Origin of the sequence: Clostridioides sp. ES-S-0123-01 (assembly GCF_020658415.1) — a bacterium.
Classification (GTDB): Bacteria; Bacillota; Clostridia; order Peptostreptococcales; family Peptostreptococcaceae; genus Clostridioides.
This window is the reverse complement of the sequence record NZ_JACVWD010000022.1, coordinates 1-702: the sequence shown is the minus strand read 5'-3', so window position 1 is coordinate 702 and position 702 is coordinate 1. Positions and strand designations below refer to the sequence as shown.

Sequence of the window (702 nt, the reverse complement as noted above, 5' to 3'; positions counted from 1 at the left end):
GAGCCAGGATCAAACTCTCAAATAAAAGTTTATCAGGCTCAGATACTATTGTTATCTAAATATCTGGCTTTATGGTTTGTTTCTTGTTTTATAAATTAACCTACTGTTTAATTTTCAAAGTTCTTTAAATTATTGTGGTGGGCCATCAGGGACTCGAACCCCAGACCTACCGGTTATGAGCCGGGCGCTCTAACCAACTGAGCTAATGGCCCACAATAATTTGGTGCCGAAGACCGGAATCGAACCGGTACGAGAGGTAAGTCCCGCAGGATTTTAAGTCCTGTGCGTCTGCCAGTTCCGCCACTTCGGCACATCACCTGGCTATGTCCTACTCTCCCAGGCAGTTTCCCACCAAGTACCATCAGCGCTAGAGAGCTTAACTTCTGTGTTCGGAATGGGAACAGGTGTATCCTCTCTGCTATTATAACCAGATTATTGTCTAAATTTTCATTTATCTTTTTTCTAAGACAAGTATTATAATAACATATTTGTCTTATTATGTCAATACTTTATTTATTCGATTTTAAGCTTATAAAATTCTTAAAAATCTCTAATTATTGACAAATTTAAATACATAGAGTTAACACTCTAAAAACTACATATATATTTTAATTAATGAACATCAAATAATATTGGTCAAGTCCTCGACCTATTAGTATCGATAAGCTAAATACATTGCTGCACTTACACCTTCGACCTATC

Annotated in this window: 2 tRNA genes and 1 rRNA gene; all 3 read right to left on the bottom strand. The window is 36.9% G+C overall.

Annotated elements, in window-relative coordinates:
* Positions 1–135: 135 nt before the first annotated feature.
* Positions 136–212, bottom strand: a tRNA-Ile gene (locus IC175_RS19285).
* Positions 213–221: 9 nt separating this feature from the next.
* A tRNA-Leu gene (locus IC175_RS19280) sits at positions 222–310 on the bottom strand.
* A gap of 5 nt (positions 311–315) precedes the next feature.
* Positions 316–432, bottom strand: a 5S ribosomal RNA gene (gene rrf, locus IC175_RS19275).
* Positions 433–702 lie beyond the last annotated feature (270 nt).